The following is a 16301-nucleotide window of genomic DNA, read 5'->3' as shown; positions in this document are numbered from 1 at the left end:
GTCATCGGGCGCCCGAGCAATGTGAAGAGACAAAGAAAGCCGCCGGATTGCTCCGGCGGCTTTCTATTTTGTGAGAGTGGCAGCTGGTGGCTGCGTCAGCTCTTCCGGATATCCAGCCGGATGGCGCCGACCGGTTTGCAGCAGCAGGGGAGGCACTCCCCTTGGGCGACAAATGCCAGCGGCACCGAAGGATAGTGCACCTTGCCAGCCATCAGCGGAGTGCGGCAGGCGCCGCAATAGCCGCTTCGACACTGGAACTCCACATGATGACCATGGCGCTCCAGGGTCTCCAACACGCTTTCGCCGGGATGGGCGTGCAGCACGGCACCATCCCGGGTATGTACCCGTGGTGCCACGACCGCATGCTGTTCGGCAGGTGCGTGCGGGGCAGGGGTCAGCGTGTTGGTGGCGTCACTCACAGCTCGAAATCACCCAGGTCGTCGGCATTGACTTCGCTGTCGATTTGGCCGACCAGATAGGAGCTGACCTCTACCTCTTGCGGGGCGACCTGCACGTTGTCGGAAGAGAGCCAGGTGTTGATCCAGGGGATCGGGTTTTGCTTGGTACCTGCAAAGGCTGGCAGCAGGCCGACTGCGCTCATGCGCAGGTTGGTGATGTACTCCACATACTGGCAGAGGATGTCCTTGTTCAGGCCGATCATGGAGCCGTCCTGGAACAGGTACTCGGCCCACTCTTTCTCCTGAATGGCCGCTTCCTTGAAGATCTCGAAGCAGGCCTGTTCGCACTCGGCGGCGATCTCGGCCATCTCCGGGTCATCCTGGCCGGTGCGCATCAGGTTCAGCATGTGCTGGGTGCCGGTGAGGTGCAGCGCTTCGTCGCGGGCGATCATCTTGATGATCTTGGCGTTGCCTTCCATCAGTTCACGCTCGGCGAAGGCAAAGGAGCAGGCGAAGCTGACGTAGAAGCGGATCGCTTCCAGCGCGTTGACACTCATCAGGCACAGATAGAGCTTCTTCTTGAGCTCGCGCAAGGTGATGGTCACTTCGCGGCCCGCGACGGTGTGGGTCCCTTCACCATGCAGGTTGTAGAGGGCGGTCGCTTCGATCAGGTCGTCGTAGAAGTGGCTGATGGAGCCGGCGCGCTTCAAGATCTGCTCGTTGGTCACGATGTCGTCGAACACCTGGGCGGGGGTGTTGACGATATTGCGGATTATGTGGGTGTAGGAGCGAGAGTGGATGGTCTCCGAGAAGGCCCAGGTCTCAATCCAGGTTTCCAGCTCCGGAATGGAGACCAGCGGCAGCAGCGCCACGTTGGGGCTGCGGCCCTGAATGGAGTCCAGCAGGGTCTGGTACTTCAGGTTGGAGATGAAGATGTGCTGCTCGTGGGGCGGCAGGGCCTGATAGTCGATGCGATCACGGGAGACATCCACCTCTTCCGGGCGCCAGAAGAAGGAGAGTTGCTTTTCGATCAGCCGCTCGAACACTTCGTGCTTTTGTTGATCATAACGGGCTACGTTGACCGATTGGCCAAAAAACATCGGCTCTTTGAGCTGGTCGTTTTGGGTTTGGCAGAAAGTTGAATAGGCCATGGTTACCAGAATGTCTGTATGGAGAAAACAGGAGAGCGGGAGCTTGTCGCTCCCGCCCGGTTATCAGATCTTGCCGTGACTTAGATTTTGCAAGCCCCGCCAGCACAACCGTCATCTTGCAGATCGGTCTGTGCATCGTCCGCACCATCACGGGTGTTGTGATAGTACAGGGTCTTGAGGCCGTATTTGTAGGCGGTCAGCAAGTCCTTCAGCAGCTGCTTCATCGGCACCTTGTTGCCTTCGAAACGGGCCGGGTCGTAGTTGGTGTTGGCGGAGATCGCCTGATCCACAAACTTCTGCATGATACCGACCAGCTGCAGGTAGCCGTCGACGCTCGGTTGCTTCCAGAGCAGTTCGTATTGATCTTTCAGGCGATCATACTCGGGCACCACCTGTTTGAGAATGCCGTCTTTGGAGGCCTTGACCGACACCAGACCGCGCGGCGGCTCGATACCGTTGGTGGCGTTGGAGATCTGGCTGGAGGTCTCGCTCGGCATCAGGGCGGTCAGGGTGGAGTTGCGCAGGCCCACGGATTTGATCTCTTCACGCAGGCTTTCCCAATCCAGATGCAGCGGCTCGTTGCACAGCGCATCCAGATCCTTCTTGTAGGTGTCGATCGGCAGAATGCCCTGGGCATAGGTGGTCTCGCCAAACAGCGGGCAGGGGCCGAACTCGCGGGCCAGCTGCACGGAGGCTTTCAGCAGATAGTACTGAATGGCCTCGAAGGTGCGGTGAGTCAGTGCCAGACCGGAGCCATCAGAGTAGCGGGCACCGTTTTTAGCCAGGTAGTAGGCGTAGTTGATGACGCCGATCCCCAGGGTGCGACGACCCATGCTGCCCTTCTTGGCGGCGGCAATCGGGTAGTCCTGATAGTCGAGCAGGGCATCGAGGGCGCGCACGGCCAGATCCGCCATCTCTTCCAGATCTTCCAGTTTGTCGATGGCACCCAGGTTGAAGGCAGAGAGGGTGCACAGAGCGATCTCGCCGTTCTCGTCGTCGATGTTGTTGAGCGGCTTGGTCGGCAGCGCAATCTCGAGGCAGAGGTTGGACTGGCGTACCGGCGCCACGCTCGGGTCGAACGGGCTGTGGGTGTTGCAGTGATCCACGTTCTGGATGTAGATGCGACCGGTACCGGCACGCTCTTGCATCATCAAGGAGAAGAGGTCTACCGCTTTCAGGGTCTTCTTGCGAATGGCCGGATCCTGCTCGTACTTGACGTAGAGCTCTTCGAACTTGTCCTGATCGGCGAAGAAGGCGTCGTACAGACCCGGCGCATCGGACGGGGAGAACAGTGTGATGTCACCGCCCTTGATGAGGCGCTGGTACATCAGCTTGTTGATCTGCACGCCGTAGTCCATGTGACGAACACGGTTCTCTTCCACGCCGCGGTTGTTCTTCAGCACCAGCAGGCTTTCCACTTCGGTGTGCCACAGCGGGTAGAACAGGGTGGCCGCACCGCCGCGCACGCCGCCCTGGGAGCAGCACTTCACGGCAGTCTGGAAGTATTTGTAGAAGGGGATGCAACCGGTGTGGAACGCTTCGCCACCACGGATGGGGCTGCCAAGACCGCGGATGCGACCTGCGTTGATGCCGATACCGGCGCGCTGGGAAACGTAACGCACGATGGAGCTGGCGGTGGCGTTGATGGAGTCCAGGCTGTCGTCGCACTCGATCAGTACGCAGGAGCTGAACTGACGGGTCGGGGTGCGCACGCCGCTCATGATCGGGGTCGGCAGCGAGATCTTGAAGGTCGAGACCGCATCATAGAAGCGCTTGATGTAGTCCAGACGGGTATCCTTCGGATACTTGGAGAAGAGGCAGGCCGCTACCAGAATGTAGAGGAACTGCGGGCTCTCGTAGATCTCGCCGGTGACGCGGTTTTGTACCAGATACTTGCCTTCCAGCTGCTTGACCGCCGCGTAGGAGAAGTTCATGTCGCGCCAGTGATCCATGTGCGCGTTCAGCTCTTCGAATTCAGCCTGGGTGTAGTCTTCCAGCAGGTGTTTGTCGTACTTGCCCATGTCGACCAGACGAGCCACGTGCTGGTAGAGGTGGGGCGGTTCGAACTGGCCGTAGGCCTTCTTGCGCAGGTGGAAGATGGCCAGACGGGCGGCCATGTACTGGTAGTCAGGGGTCTGCTCGGAGATGAGGTCAGCCGTCGCCTTGATGATGGTTTCGTGAATGTCGGCGGTACGGATACCGTCATAGAACTGGATGTGGGACTTGAGCTCTACCTGGGAGACCGACACGTTGTCGAGCCCTTCGGCGGCCCAGTCCAGCACGCGGTGAATTTTATCCAGATCGATGGGTTCTTTGTGTCCGTTACGCTTCGTCACAAACAAGTTCATTGGCTGATGACCTTCAGTTGATTCCCGAAAAACCATCGCACAATGACACCACCCCTGGCCCCGGCGATGTGCAGGTATTGGGTAGAGATTGTGCGATGAATCACAAGATGTAGTGTTATTTTAAGTTCGAGCTACAAGATAGTGAGGTCAGCCCGCCATTGCAATGTGTGGATAAGTGACGAGCTGTGGATAAATTGTGAGTCTTGCCCCATCAGTTAGTGACCGCTCACAGTGAGCGGGTTTTCATTCGTCCGCTCCGCTAAAAGCAAGTCTCCCGATCGAAGATGGAAAATTTAAATAACTTTTTTTGCTTGCGAAACGGGGGGCTTTTTACTAGCAAACGGCGGCTGATTATCCCTTATGCAACAAGGGTCAAAAGCTGTCCAGTTGTCGCAGCCGCGGGCTCAGCGTGGCAAGGGCTTTGCATCAGATGACGGTGGTTTGTGGCCGCTTTGTGACGGTTGTGTGCGTGTCAAATGGGTATCCAATAGACTGTAAGCTGCCTTTATTATCCATGAATAGACGAGTGATGGTGGCGCAGGACGCAGGAGCGTAAAGGAAGAGATGCAAGGGGCGGAGAGTCTCTTCGCCCCGTTATCGCATATCAGCCGGTAAGGCTGTGCGTTACACCTTGGCCGTCAACTCATAGCGCAGCCAGTGGTGCAGGGCTTGCACGGTATCGAATTGCAGGTCGGCGCCCCACTGGGCGGGATCTTCCTCATCATTGAGATAGCCCCAGCCAGCGACCGCGGTGCGCATGCCAGCATTGCGGCCCGCTTCGATATCCCGCACATGATCCCCCACATAGAGGCAGTGAGCCGCCTCGACCCCCAGCTTCTCACAGGCAAAGAACATAGGGGCGGGGTCGGGCTTGCGTACCGGCAGGGTGTCGGCGCTGACGGTGACGCCGCAGCTGGCAAGCTGTGGCAGGGCCGCCAGCAGCGGCTCGGTGAGAAAGCCCGGCTTGTTGGTGACTATGCCCCAGGGGAGCTGTTTCTCGTCGAGCCACTCGATAAGATCCACCATTCCCTCATAGGGACGGGTCCCGACACAGAGGTTGGCCGCGTAGTAGTCGAGCAGGGCATTGCGCAGGCGTGTGGCCCCCAGCTCTTCAAGCAGTTCGTCGCCGAGGCCCGCTTTCAGCAGCCCGAGCGCTCCGTGGGAGGTGGTCTGACGAATGATGTCGTCAGAGAGCGGCGCAAAGCCTTCGCTCACCAGCACATGGTTGACGGCGGCCCCCAGATCCGGGGCTGTGTCGAGCAGGGTGCCATCCAGATCGAACAGCACGCAACGAAGAGGCAGCAGGTGAGAGGAGCTCATCAACCGTGCTCCGGGCGGACAAACTCCACCATATAGTTGACGTCGACATTTTTGCCGAGCTTGAAACTGTTGGAGAGCGGTGCATAGTGCACCCCGCTCATATCCCGCACCAGCAGGCCAGCTGCTTCACCCATGCGACACAGTTCGGCCGGGGTGATGAATTTTTTGTGATCGTGGGTACCCTTGGGCACCATCTTCATCAGGTATTCGGCCCCGATGATCATCATCAGATAGGATTTGGGGTTGCGGTTGATGGTGGAGACAAACACCCGGCCGCCCGGGCGCACCAAGGTGGCGATGGCGCGCAACACGGAGGCGGGGTCCGGTACATGCTCCAGCATCTCCATGCAGGTGACCACGTCATATTGGCCTGGCACTTCAGCGGCATGGGCTTCGGCAGTGATCTGGCGATATTCGAGCTCAACACCCTGCTCAAGGGCGTGCAGGCGGGCGACGCCGAGGGGTTCCTTACCCATGTCGATGCCGGTGACCCTGGCACCACGGCGGGCCATGCTCTCGGAGAGGATGCCGCCACCACATCCGATATCGAGCATGCGCTTGCCAAACAGACCGCCACTTTTGTCGGTGATCCAGTCAAGGCGTACCGGATTGATTTGATGCAGGGGTTTGAATTCACCTTCCATGTCCCACCAGCGGGAGGCGATGGCTTCAAACTTGGCGATTTCTGTCAGATCGACATTGGCATCACTGTTCATTTTTCGAAGATCCTGTGGCAGGGCGCCCGCTTCTGAGTCATGGGCGCAATCTATTGTCCTGGCGGGCATTATAACGGACGGACTTTGTCACACCAGCCCGATCTGATACCCGATTTGTGGCTTAAGGTATTTGGCTCAGTGTGTTACCATGTCGCGCTGTTTAAGCCAAAGAACAACTAATTAGGGATAAGGCTTTCTATGAGCGATCTGGCCAGAGAGATCACGCCGGTCAACATCGAAGAAGAGCTCAAGAGTTCCTATCTTGATTACGCCATGAGCGTGATCGTAGGACGAGCTCTGCCGGATGTGCGTGATGGCTTGAAACCGGTTCACCGCCGCGTTCTGTTTGCTATGAACGAGTTGGGGAACGACTGGAACAAGCCCTATAAAAAATCGGCCCGTGTGGTCGGTGACGTAATCGGTAAATATCACCCGCACGGCGATAGCGCTGTGTATGACACCATTGTCCGGATGGCGCAGGATTTCTCCATGCGTTACATGCTGGTCGATGGTCAGGGCAACTTCGGTTCAGTCGACGGCGACAGCGCCGCGGCGATGCGTTATACCGAAGTGCGGATGGCCCGCATCTCCCACGAGCTGCTGGCTGATCTGGACAAAGAGACCGTGGACTGGGTGCCGAACTATGACGGCACCGAGATGATCCCGGCGGTCATGCCTACCAAGGTTCCCAACCTGCTGGTCAACGGCTCCTCCGGTATCGCGGTGGGTATGGCGACCAACATTCCGCCTCACAACCTCACCGAGATTGTCAACGGCTGCCTGGCGCTGATCGAAAACGGCGACCTCACCATTGACGAGCTGATGACCTACATCACCGGCCCGGATTTCCCCACCGGCGGCATTATCAACGGTCGTTCCGGCATCGTGCAGGCGTACCGTACCGGTCGTGGCTCCATCTATGTGCGGGCCAAGGCTGAAGTGGAAGTGGACGAGAAGACCAGTCGCGAGACCATCATCGTTCACGAGATCCCCTATCAGGTGAACAAGGCTCGACTGATCGAGAAGATCGCCGAGCTGGTCAAAGAGAAGAAGATCGAGGGCATCAGTGCCCTGCGCGATGAGTCTGACAAAGACGGCATGCGCATCGTTATCGAGATCAAGCGCGGCGAGTCCGGCGAGATTGTGCTGAACAATCTCTACAAGCACACCCAGATGCAGACCACGTTCGGCATCAACATGGTGGCGCTCGATAACAACCAGCCCAAGGTGATGAACCTTAAAGAGATCCTGGATGCGTTCCTGCTGCACCGCCGTGAAGTGGTAACTCGCCGGACCGTGTTTGAACTGCGCAAGGCGCGGGATCGGGCGCACATTTTGGAAGGTCTGGCGGTTGCGCTGGCCAACATCGATCCCATCATCGAGCTGATCCGCCACAGCGCGACCCCGGCCGACGCGAAAGCGGGCCTGGTTGCCAAGGGCTGGGAACTCGGCAACGTGGCCGCCATGCTTGAAAAAGCGGGCGACGACGCGGCACGGCCCGAGTGGCTGGAGCCCGAGTTCGGTATCCGTGAAGGCCAATACTTCCTGACCGAACAGCAAGCCCAGGCCATCCTTGACCTGCGTCTGCACAAGCTGACTGGCCTCGAGCACGAGAAGATCCTGGAAGAGTACCAATCTCTGCTGGATCTGATTGCCGAGTTGCTGCATATCCTGGCGAGCCCGGCTCGTCTGATGGAAGTGATCCGCGATGAACTGCTGGCCGTGCGTGAGCAGTATGGCGACGAGCGTCGCACCGAGATCAGCATGTCCAGTGCCGAGATCAACATCGAAGATCTGATCACCCCGGAAGACGTGGTGGTTACCCTGTCTCACCAGGGCTATGTGAAGTATCAGCCGCTCTCCGACTACGAGGCCCAGCGCCGCGGTGGTCGTGGCAAGTCGGCCACCCGGATCAAGGAAGAGGACTTTGTGGAGCGTCTGCTGGTGGCCAACACCCACGACACCATTTTGTGCTTCTCCACCCGTGGCAAGGTCTACTGGCTCAAGGTCTATCAGCTGCCGGAAGCGTCCCGTGGCGCCCGTGGTCGTCCGATCATCAACCTGCTGCCGCTGGAAGAGGGTGAGCGTATCACCGCTATCCTGCCGGTGAAGGAGTATGATGCCGAGAAGTATGTGTTCTTTGCCACCGCCAACGGTACCGTGAAGAAGACCAGCCTCTCTGACTTCAGCCGTCCGCTCTCCTCCGGTATTCGTGCCATCAACCTTAAAGAGGGTGATGAGCTGATCGGGGTGGATATCACCGATGGTAGCAACGAGATCATGCTCTTCTCCGACGCGGGCAAAGTCGTTCGCTTCGCCGAAGGCAGCGGTCGCGCCGATGCCGATGTCAGCGATGACGTTGAAACCGACGACGATGCCAGCAATGACGATGATGGCAGCGACAACGGCGAAGGCACCGAAAGCAAGGGTACCTTCAAGGGCGTGCGTCCGATGGGTCGTACCGCCGCCGGTGTGCGCGGCATCAAGCTGGGCGCCGGTGACAAGGTGGTTTCCCTCATCGTTCCGCGCGGCGAAGGTGCCATCCTCACCGCCACCGAGAACGGTTACGGCAAGCGGACTGCGTTGGCCGAGTACCCGACCAAGAGCCGTGGTACCCAGGGCGTTATCTCCATCAAGGTGGATGAGCGTAATGGCAAGGTGATCGATGCAATCCAGGTCGAAGATACCGACCAGATCATGCTGATCACCAACGGCGGTACCCTGGTGCGTACCCGTGTTGCCGAGGTGAGCGTCATTGGCCGTAACACCGGCGGTGTCCGTCTGATCCGTACCGGTGAAGACGAGACCGTGGTTGGCCTGCAGCGCATCGCCGAGAGCGACGAAGACGAGAACGACGCTCTGGCCGTTGACGGTGAGGTATCTGAAGGTACCGATACCGCGACCGGCACTGATGCGGTCGATGCAGGGGAAGCGGGCGACGAGTAATCGTCACCAGTACCCGAGCAACGTCTCTGAGCAAAAAGAGCGACCCTGGTGGTCGCTCTTTTTATTTGTCTGCTTTTTATGACTGCCAGCTTCCTGCGCGACAGGGGGCTGGCGGATTACTCCTGCAACCACATTCTGGCGCTGCGGGCGGGAATGGCGACCCGTACCCACTGGCTCTGCACGTTGACCACGGCGCCTTGGTCGAGCACGTCACGATAGTTGCGATACCAGTTCATCTCGAATTTGGCGGTATCGAGCCAATACTCCTGCTCATAGTCGCACTTGTTGATGCCGACCAGCCCCTGTTTGCCCCGTTTGAATAGCACGAAGCAGTCACCGCTGCCGATCAACTGCATGGGTTGACCCTGCACCGCATTGTGGAAGCGGATCATCCCCTTGAGATCGGCGCGCTGGTAGTAATCCTGCCAGCGCAGTCCATCCTTGGCCTGGGTCTCGCCGTGATCGGAGTAGACCAGCGGCGAGCCACCATCGCGCCCAAGCAGGTAGGCATAGGCCAGCTTCTCGTCAGTCTGGCTTAAGATCTGATAGCGGAAGCCGTCGTTGGTGGGGATGTCGTGGGTCACGGCAAAGGTGACGGCGCGGCTACCCGGCAGCGCCTGACCATAAGCTCCCGGATCTGCCAGCAGGTTCATGCTGCCGCCATACCCTAGCGCCCCGCGCAGGGAGGAAAACAGCGGAAAGTCATAGGCACCCTGGCCGCTGCTGTCGAGGTAGGGTTTGAGGAAGCGCTCGTAATCGGCGCTGCCTGCGCCCCCTGTGGTGATCACCTCGCCAAACACATGCATCCCCTGTTTGATCTCGGGGGTGAACACGGCATTGATCTGGTAATCGCTCATGTGTTTGACCGCATCGACCCGAAAGCCCTTGATCCCCATCCCCTTGAGCGCCTTGAGATAGGCCTGTTGCTGGCTGACTACCCAGTTGTTGGGATCCAGATCCGGCAGCCCCTTGTCACCGGCACCGCCACAGAGACGCCAATACTGGACATGACCCGGATCGCTCCAGTCACTGATGCACCCTTCGGGATGAAAATCCTGACCGGAGAGGAAGTTTTGCCCCAGATCGCCAAACAGTTTCTGGCGCTCGAAATAGGCCGGGTTGCTGGCGTAGCTTTGCAGCAGCTCGTTGCCGGGATAGTTGAGGTCCTGGCGTTTCCAGCTTTCGTTGGCCATGTGGTTGAGCACCACATCGGCATAGACGGCGATGCCCCGCGCCTTCATGGCGGCGATCAGCTGCTCGAGATCCTGTTTATTGCCAAGGGGTGAGTCGACAAGGCGCAGATCCTGCGGCTGGTAACGGGCCCACCATTCGTTGCCTGATGACTTGAGAGGCGGCGAGATGAGTACCTGTTTGTAGCCGGCCGACTTGATAAGGTCGGCTTTGGCGGTCACTTCACTGTACTTCCAGTTGAAGGCGTGCAGTATGACGTCGGCGTGCGCCAAGGGGGCGATCAGCATGCCTGCGATCGCCCATATTCCCGCTGTGTGTTTCATTATTGTGTCCCTGTTTTTATAGATGCCTGAATGGGCAACCCAGCTTTGGTGGGAACAGAGTGAGCTGCAATCCACAACCTGCAGATTTGTGACCGCTTTCAGAGTGATTTCGCCGAATATGTGAACTGTTTCGGCTTTTCCTCGCCACCGCCAGTTGCCTTTTTACAACTGATTTTTTTGTCATTTCCCTGTCATTCCCAGCCGCTATCCTGCCGGGCGAGTGGTGCGTTGTTGCTATCACCTTCACCGTCAGGAGCTGCATATGACCAGTTGGATCACGTGGGAAATTTGGTGGAGCCGGGTATGGGGCGAGTCAGAGGTGCCGCTGTATGAAGAGGATGAGCACGAAGTGGCCCATGAACCCTCGCGACTACCGGTTGAAATGGTGCAGCAGGGTCGGGATCAGCGCGCAGGCTAAGGCGTTAGCCCTCTCTTTACCGGGTAGCGCTTTCTTGTCGCGACATGGCTACTTCGTTGGAAAATTCTGAAAAGCGGGGTTTCCACAGGATGTGTTGCGGCAGGCCTTCCTCTCAACCTCTTGGCAGGCAAGGGTTGTGCATCTGATGTATGCAGGGCGTAAAAGGGGGGATTAGAAGAGCGACAGCTGCTCCCCGGGGCGGATAAACCCATCCAGCCTGAGCTGAATATGGCGTTTGCCCAGATCAAGGCGCTTGCTGATAAGGCGAAAGCGCTGGGCCAGCAGATCGGCAAAGTGCCCCTCGCCGCGCATGCGGGTGCCGAAGGCGGTACTGTTGAGCCCGCCACCGCGGCTGGCACGCAGCTGGTTCAAAATTGCCTCCTTCTGGCCGGGATAGTGCTCATCCAGCCAGTCACTGAACAGCGGCGCCAGCTCGTGAGGCAAGCGCAGCAAGATATAGTCGGCGCAACAGGCGCCAGCGTTGGCAGCCGATTTGATGATCTGCTCCAGCTCCGGTTCATTGAGCCGCGGGATCATGGGGGCGGCCAGTACCCCCACCTGCACGCCAGCGTTGGCCAGCTTCTCGATCACTTTCAAGCGGCCGGCACCCGTGCTGGCGCGGGGCTCCAACTGTCGCCGCAGGGTTTCGTTCAAGGTCGTCACCGACACCATCACCTGACACAGTCCCTCTCTGGCCAGCTCGGTCAACAGATCGAGGTCGCGCAAGATCATGGCGCTCTTGGTAATGAGTCCGACCGGGTGGCGGTGTGCCAGCATCACTTCCAACAACTGGCGGGTGAGGCGATAGCGCTGCTCGATGGGTTGATAGGGGTCGGTATTGGCGCCAATGAAGATGGTCTGTGGCTGATAGGCAGGTTTGGCAAACTCCCGGTGCAGCAGGTCGGCTGCATTGCGTTTAGCAAACAGCTTGCTCTCGAAATCAAGACCAGGGGAGAGTTCCAGATAGGCGTGACTGGGTCTGGCATAGCAGTAGATGCAGCCGTGTTCGCACCCCTGATAGGGGTTGATGGAGCGACCAAAGGGGACATCCGGCGAGCTGTTGTAGCTGATGATACTGCGTGCATCGATCTCCCGCACCTCGGTGCCAGGCACAGAAGAAGTGAAGGCGGCATCCCAATCGGACGATTGCCAGCCGTCATCGACCGCTTCGACAAGGGGGCCGCTAAAACGGTGATCGATATTGTTGGGGCTGCCTCGTCCTGCCATGGTGTGCACCGACACTGTTTATACATACAGTTATTTTGCAGGTACCCCGGATAAATGACAACAACTGCTGATCGACCGGGTGCAAAAAGGGTTGTCGTAGGGATCTCTTGCTTGATCGCAACGCTACATTTCGTTTACATAGACGAAATGAGAACTGGATCACGGAAATCATCATGAGCCCCACCACTTCCCGTTGGCTGTTTATCGGTCTGTTTGCGCTGGTTATCTGGCGTCTGCTTCCGCTCTCCACCGAGCAGGAGATGGCTGCCGCCAACCGTGCCTGGCGTACCGGTCACTTTGATGAGGCGACCCGGATCTGGTCGCCACTGGCCGATCAAGGCCAACCTCGGGCGCAAGCCCTGATGGGCTGGAGTCATGAGGTGGGGCAGGGGAGCGAGCAGGATATCCATCAGGCCATCAGCCTCTATCGCCAGTCGGCGCAGGCAGGAGATCCCTTCGGCCAATATCGGCTGGCAGAGCTCTATCTGCGCGGTGTCGGGGTCAAGCGAGATCTGCGCCAAGCCTTTCACTGGATGGAGCAGGCTGCCCGCAATGGTGATGTCCCGGCCATGCTGAAAGTCGGTGTGCTTCATCTGATGGGGGTCAGCGGCAGGGTCGATCTGGCTCAGGCGAAACAGTGGCTCTATCAGGCGGCACAAAAGGGCAACAAGCTGGCGCTTCAGGTGCTGCAAGAGCTGGCGCTGGCAGAGGAGGGGAGCAGTGACTTTGACTTCAACTGGCAATCCCTGCTTGGCGAATAGTCGGTAGGCGACTCATTTGACTGTAGAAAATATCTGCAAATCCGATACAGCACGCCCGACTTCTGGTAGCATGGGGGCCGTTTTGGCTTGGTTTGTCATGTTAGACATGCTGTTTGCGTGTCAGGCCGTCTTCGCAAAGTGCTGTGGAGAACCAGAACATCACCTTTTTGAATCTCTTTTCCATCCCGCATGTGACCTTTGGTAGGGGTCACCACTGTATAAGGAAACACATAATGCCAATCATTACTCTGCCTGACGGCAGCCAACGTCAATTTGCCCACTCTGTTTCCGTCATGGATGTGGCTGCGGACATCGGTCCCGGTCTCGCCAAGGCGTGCATTGCCGGTCGGGTAAACGGTGAACTGGTGGATGCATGCGAGCTGATCGAAGCCGATGCTGCGCTGGCCATCATCACCGCCAAAGACGAAGAAGGTCTGGACATCCTGCGCCACTCCTGCGCTCACTTGCTGGGTCATGCTATCAAGCAACTCTGGCCCCAGACCAAGATGGCCATCGGTCCTGTCATCGACAACGGCTTCTACTATGACGTTGATCTTGACCGTACCCTGACCGATGAAGATCTGGCTGCCCTGGAAGAGCGCATGCTGGCGCTGGTAGCCAAGGATTACGACGTCATCAAGAAGAAAGTCTCCTGGCAAGAAGCGCGCGATGTATTCGAGGCGCGCGGCGAGTCTTACAAAGTCGAAATCCTGGATCAGAACATTGCCCGTGATGACCAGCCAGGTCTCTATCATCACGAAGAGTACATCGACATGTGTCGCGGCCCGCACGTGCCCAACATGCGTCACTGCCACCACTTCAAGTTGCTGAAGATGTCCGGCGCCTACTGGCGTGGCGACTCCAACAACAAGATGCTGCAGCGTATCTACGGTACTGCCTGGGCTGACAAGAAGCAGCTCAAGGCTTATCTGCAGCGTCTGGAAGAGGCCGCCAAGCGCGACCACCGCAAGATCGGCAAGCAGCTCGACCTGTATCACATGCAGGAAGAAGCACCCGGTATGGTGTTCTGGCACAACGATGGCTGGACCATCTTCCGTGAGCTGGAAACCTTTATCCGCGGCAAGCTCAAAGAGTACGACTATCAGGAAGTGAAAGGTCCGTTCATGATGGACCGCGTCCTGTGGGAGCGTTCAGGTCACTGGGAGAAGTATGCCCAGGCCATGTTCACCACCCAGTCCGAAAACCGCGAGTACGCCATCAAGCCGATGAACTGCCCGGGTCACGTCCAGATCTTCAACCAGGGTCTGAAGTCCTACCGCGATCTGCCGCTGCGGATGGCCGAGTTTGGTTCCTGCCACCGCAACGAGCCGTCCGGTTCCCTGCACGGTCTGATGCGGGTGCGCGGTTTCACTCAGGATGACGCTCACATCTTCTGTACCGAAGAGCAGATCATGGAAGAGGTCTCCGGCTGTATTCGTATGGTCTATGACGTCTACGGTACCTTTGGCTTCGAGAACATCGTGGTCAAGCTCTCCACTCGTCCCGAGCAGCGTATCGGCTCTGACGAGATGTGGGATCGCGCCGAGAAAGCGCTGGCCGAAGCGCTGGAGCTCAACGGTCTGAAGTACGATTTGCAGCCGGGTGAAGGGGCGTTCTACGGTCCAAAAATTGAATTTACCCTGCACGATTGCCTTGATCGTGCGTGGCAATGTGGTACCGTGCAGCTCGACTTTGCCCTGCCTGGTCGTCTGGGTGCCACTTATGTGGGCGAAAACAACGATCGTCATGTACCTGTGATGATCCACCGGGCCATCTTGGGTTCTATCGAGCGCTTCATCGGTATTCTGACTGAAGAGTACGCCGGTCTGTTCCCGACCTGGTTGGCTCCGACTCAGGCTGTGGTCATGAATATCACGGACAATCAGGCCGATTATGCGGTGAAAGTAGCCAAAGCATTGAATGATGCGGGCCTTCGCGCAAAAGCGGACTTGAGAAATGAGAAGATTGGCTTTAAAATCCGCGAGCATACTTTGAAGCGAGTACCTTTCATGCTGGTCTGCGGCGATAAAGAAGTTGAAGCCGGTAAGATTGCAGTACGGACTCGTAAAGGGGCTGACCTGGGCACTTATCCTGTTGAAGAGTTCATCGCTCTGCTGACCCAGGAAGTTCAGACCCGCGGACAAAAGAAAGTGGAGGAATAAGCTATAAAAGGCGGAAAAAAACTGGGCAAGCAACCGCAAGCCCGCGCTCACCGGATCAATGAAGAGATCCGTCTGAAAGAAGTTCGTTTGGCTGGTCTGGATGGCGAAGCTCTTGGCATCGTATCTATCCAGGAAGCACTGAACTTGGCCGCAGAGGCCGAAGTGGATCTGGTCGAGATCAGTCCGAACGCCGAGCCGCCCGTTTGCCGGATCATGGATTACGGCAAATTCCTCTACGAAAAGAGCAAAACCACCAAAGAACAGAAGAAAAAGCAGAAAGTCGTCCAGGTCAAGGAGATCAAATTCCGTCCTGGCACTGACGAAGGCGACTATCAGGTAAAACTACGCAACCTGGTTCGCTTTCTGGAAGACGGGGACAAGGCTAAGGTCACCCTGCGCTTCCGTGGTCGTGAAATGGCACACCAGGATCTTGGTATCAAGGTTCTTGAGCGCGTCAAGAACGATCTGGAAGAGTTAGCCGTAGTCGAATCGTTCCCGAAAGTCGAAGGCCGTCAAGCTGTGATGGTCCTCGCACCTAAGAAGAAATCTTAAGGCCCACAAGAAATTGACTCATGGGGCTCGCTCCATGAGTCGGTTCGCCTTGCGATTTTGTTGTCACTCACAATGCGGAGTATGAAATGCCGAAGATGAAAACCAACCGGGGCGCCGCAAAGCGCTTCAAGAAGACTGGCTCAGGTCGCTTCAAGTGCAAGCACAACCACCTGCGTCACATCCTGACCAAGAAGAGCAGTAAGCGTAAGCGTCAGCTGGGACCGAAGTTCTTTGTTTCCGCTGCCGACCACAAACGTGTTGTCGCTTGTCTGCCGTACGCATAAGGGGGGATGTGAAAAATGCCAAGAGTTAAACGTGGTGTGACTGCTCGTGCTCGTCACAAGAAAGTAATGAAAGCCGCCAAGGGTTACTACGGCGCCCGTTCCCGTGTTTACCGCGTAGCGGTACAAGCGGTAACCAAAGCTGGTCAGTATGCCTACCGTGACCGTCGCCAGAAAAAGCGTCAATTCCGTCAGCTGTGGATTGCGCGTATCAACGCTGCTGCCCGTCAGAACGGTCTGTCCTACAGCCGTCTGATCAACGGTCTGAAGAAGGCTTCTATCGAGATCGATCGCAAGATCCTGTCCGATATCGCCGTTCACGACAAGCTGGCTTTCACCGCCCTGGTTGAAAAAGCTAAAGCAGCTCTGGTCTAATTCCAGCACTGTTATAAAAAATAAAGGAGGCTTAGGCCTCCTTTTTTGTATCTGTTGTCCCGTCCTGAATATGGTTTACACCTTTCCCCCCCAATACATGGAGAACCCGATGGGACAAGGTGTGAAACGGAC

At 57.6% G+C, this 16301-nt stretch carries 14 protein-coding genes; 7 read left to right on the top strand and 7 right to left on the bottom strand.

Features of this window, described 5'->3' with window-relative positions; translation table 11 throughout:
- Nucleotides 1–95: 95 nt before the first annotated feature.
- The 5 genes from yfaE to ubiG form a co-directional block, all read right to left on the bottom strand.
- Nucleotides 96–419 (bottom strand): class I ribonucleotide reductase maintenance protein YfaE, encoded by a 324-nt coding sequence (gene yfaE, locus G5168_RS13110; protein WP_421230887.1) that lies wholly within the window; start codon nucleotides 417–419, stop codon nucleotides 96–98.
- Nucleotides 416–1549 (bottom strand): class Ia ribonucleoside-diphosphate reductase subunit beta, encoded by a 1134-nt coding sequence (gene nrdB, locus G5168_RS13105; RefSeq protein WP_421252311.1) that lies wholly within the window; start codon nucleotides 1547–1549, stop codon nucleotides 416–418. The genes yfaE and nrdB overlap by 4 nt, the downstream gene beginning before the upstream one ends.
- An 80-nt stretch (nucleotides 1550–1629) precedes the next feature.
- Complete coding sequence (gene nrdA / locus G5168_RS13100) at nucleotides 1630–3897, bottom strand: class 1a ribonucleoside-diphosphate reductase subunit alpha (RefSeq protein WP_421230886.1); 2268 nt, start codon at nucleotides 3895–3897, stop codon at nucleotides 1630–1632.
- 624 nt (nucleotides 3898–4521) lie between these two features.
- Nucleotides 4522–5217, bottom strand: coding sequence for an HAD family hydrolase (locus tag G5168_RS13095; RefSeq protein ID WP_421230885.1), 696 nt, complete (start codon nucleotides 5215–5217; stop codon nucleotides 4522–4524).
- Nucleotides 5217–5933 carry a bifunctional 2-polyprenyl-6-hydroxyphenol methylase/3-demethylubiquinol 3-O-methyltransferase UbiG gene (ubiG, locus tag G5168_RS13090; protein ID WP_058058173.1) on the bottom strand — a complete coding sequence of 239 codons (717 nt, stop codon included), beginning with the start codon at nucleotides 5931–5933 and terminating at the stop codon, nucleotides 5217–5219. The genes G5168_RS13095 and ubiG overlap by 1 nt, the downstream gene beginning before the upstream one ends.
- Before the next feature lie 198 nt (nucleotides 5934–6131).
- Between ubiG and gyrA the strand changes: the two genes are divergently transcribed.
- Complete coding sequence (gyrA, locus tag G5168_RS13085) at nucleotides 6132–8879, top strand: DNA topoisomerase (ATP-hydrolyzing) subunit A (protein WP_043820157.1); 2748 nt, start codon at nucleotides 6132–6134, stop codon at nucleotides 8877–8879.
- A 116-nt stretch (nucleotides 8880–8995) separates the two neighbouring features.
- Here the strand turns inward: gyrA and G5168_RS13080 are convergent, their stop codons facing one another.
- The gene (locus G5168_RS13080; protein WP_421252310.1) at nucleotides 8996–10393 is read right to left on the bottom strand and encodes an alpha-amylase family protein; all 1398 of its coding nucleotides are present in this window, start codon (nucleotides 10391–10393) and stop codon (nucleotides 8996–8998) included.
- A 262-nt stretch (nucleotides 10394–10655) separates the two neighbouring features.
- Here G5168_RS13080 and G5168_RS13075 point away from each other — a divergent pair, with 262 nt between their 5' ends.
- Complete coding sequence (locus G5168_RS13075) at nucleotides 10656–10811, top strand: hypothetical protein (RefSeq protein ID WP_005345370.1); 156 nt, start codon at nucleotides 10656–10658, stop codon at nucleotides 10809–10811.
- Nucleotides 10812–10982: 171 nt separating this feature from the next.
- Here G5168_RS13075 and G5168_RS13070 read toward each other — a convergent pair whose 3' ends face one another.
- A complete protein-coding gene (locus tag G5168_RS13070; protein WP_227342858.1) occupies nucleotides 10983–12038 on the bottom strand; it encodes a PA0069 family radical SAM protein in 1056 nt (351 codons plus the stop codon).
- A 173-nt stretch (nucleotides 12039–12211) separates the two neighbouring features.
- Here G5168_RS13070 and G5168_RS13065 point away from each other — a divergent pair, with 173 nt between their 5' ends.
- From G5168_RS13065 to rplT, 5 genes are all read left to right on the top strand, one after another.
- Nucleotides 12212–12799 carry a tetratricopeptide repeat protein gene (locus G5168_RS13065; RefSeq protein ID WP_227342860.1) on the top strand — a complete coding sequence of 196 codons (588 nt, stop codon included), beginning with the start codon at nucleotides 12212–12214 and terminating at the stop codon, nucleotides 12797–12799.
- 233 nt (nucleotides 12800–13032) lie between these two features.
- Nucleotides 13033–14961 (top strand): threonine--tRNA ligase, encoded by a 1929-nt coding sequence (gene thrS, locus G5168_RS13060; RefSeq protein ID WP_005336690.1) that lies wholly within the window; start codon nucleotides 13033–13035, stop codon nucleotides 14959–14961.
- 21 nt (nucleotides 14962–14982) lie between these two features.
- On the top strand, nucleotides 14983–15513 hold the full coding sequence (infC, locus tag G5168_RS13055; protein WP_234923365.1) for a translation initiation factor IF-3: 531 nt from the start codon (nucleotides 14983–14985) through the stop codon (nucleotides 15511–15513).
- A gap of 86 nt (nucleotides 15514–15599) precedes the next feature.
- Nucleotides 15600–15797, top strand: coding sequence for a 50S ribosomal protein L35 (gene rpmI / locus G5168_RS13050; RefSeq protein ID WP_005300673.1), 198 nt, complete (start codon nucleotides 15600–15602; stop codon nucleotides 15795–15797).
- A gap of 15 nt (nucleotides 15798–15812) precedes the next feature.
- Nucleotides 15813–16169 carry a 50S ribosomal protein L20 gene (rplT, locus tag G5168_RS13045; RefSeq protein WP_005300683.1) on the top strand — a complete coding sequence of 119 codons (357 nt, stop codon included), beginning with the start codon at nucleotides 15813–15815 and terminating at the stop codon, nucleotides 16167–16169.
- Nucleotides 16170–16301: the final 132 nt, after the last annotated feature.

The organism is Aeromonas sp. 600724, assembly GCF_049175135.1.
In the GTDB taxonomy this organism is placed as follows: domain Bacteria; phylum Pseudomonadota; class Gammaproteobacteria; order Enterobacterales; family Aeromonadaceae; genus Aeromonas; species Aeromonas veronii_A.
This window is presented reverse-complemented; position numbering and strand designations above follow the sequence as displayed.

Bases quoted from the DNA above. Each gene is read 5' to 3' on its own strand.
- rplT (WP_005300683.1), top strand. From the start codon at position 15,813: ATGCCAAGAGTTAAACGTGGTGTGACTGCTCGTGCTCGTCACAAGAAA.
- G5168_RS13070 (WP_227342858.1), bottom strand. From the start codon at position 12,038: ATGGCAGGACGAGGCAGCCCCAACAATATCGATCACCGTTTTAGCGGC.
- nrdB (WP_421252311.1), bottom strand. From the start codon at position 1,549: ATGGCCTATTCAACTTTCTGCCAAACCCAAAACGACCAGCTCAAAGAG.
- G5168_RS13065 (WP_227342860.1), top strand. From the start codon at position 12,212: ATGAGCCCCACCACTTCCCGTTGGCTGTTTATCGGTCTGTTTGCGCTG.
- gyrA (WP_043820157.1), top strand. From the start codon at position 6,132: ATGAGCGATCTGGCCAGAGAGATCACGCCGGTCAACATCGAAGAAGAG.
- G5168_RS13075 (WP_005345370.1), top strand. From the start codon at position 10,656: ATGACCAGTTGGATCACGTGGGAAATTTGGTGGAGCCGGGTATGGGGC.
- G5168_RS13080 (WP_421252310.1), bottom strand. From the start codon at position 10,393: ATGAAACACACAGCGGGAATATGGGCGATCGCAGGCATGCTGATCGCC.
- nrdA (WP_421230886.1), bottom strand. From the start codon at position 3,897: ATGAACTTGTTTGTGACGAAGCGTAACGGACACAAAGAACCCATCGAT.
- rpmI (WP_005300673.1), top strand. From the start codon at position 15,600: ATGCCGAAGATGAAAACCAACCGGGGCGCCGCAAAGCGCTTCAAGAAG.
- ubiG (WP_058058173.1), bottom strand. From the start codon at position 5,933: ATGAACAGTGATGCCAATGTCGATCTGACAGAAATCGCCAAGTTTGAA.
- thrS (WP_005336690.1), top strand. From the start codon at position 13,033: ATGCCAATCATTACTCTGCCTGACGGCAGCCAACGTCAATTTGCCCAC.
- G5168_RS13095 (WP_421230885.1), bottom strand. From the start codon at position 5,217: ATGAGCTCCTCTCACCTGCTGCCTCTTCGTTGCGTGCTGTTCGATCTG.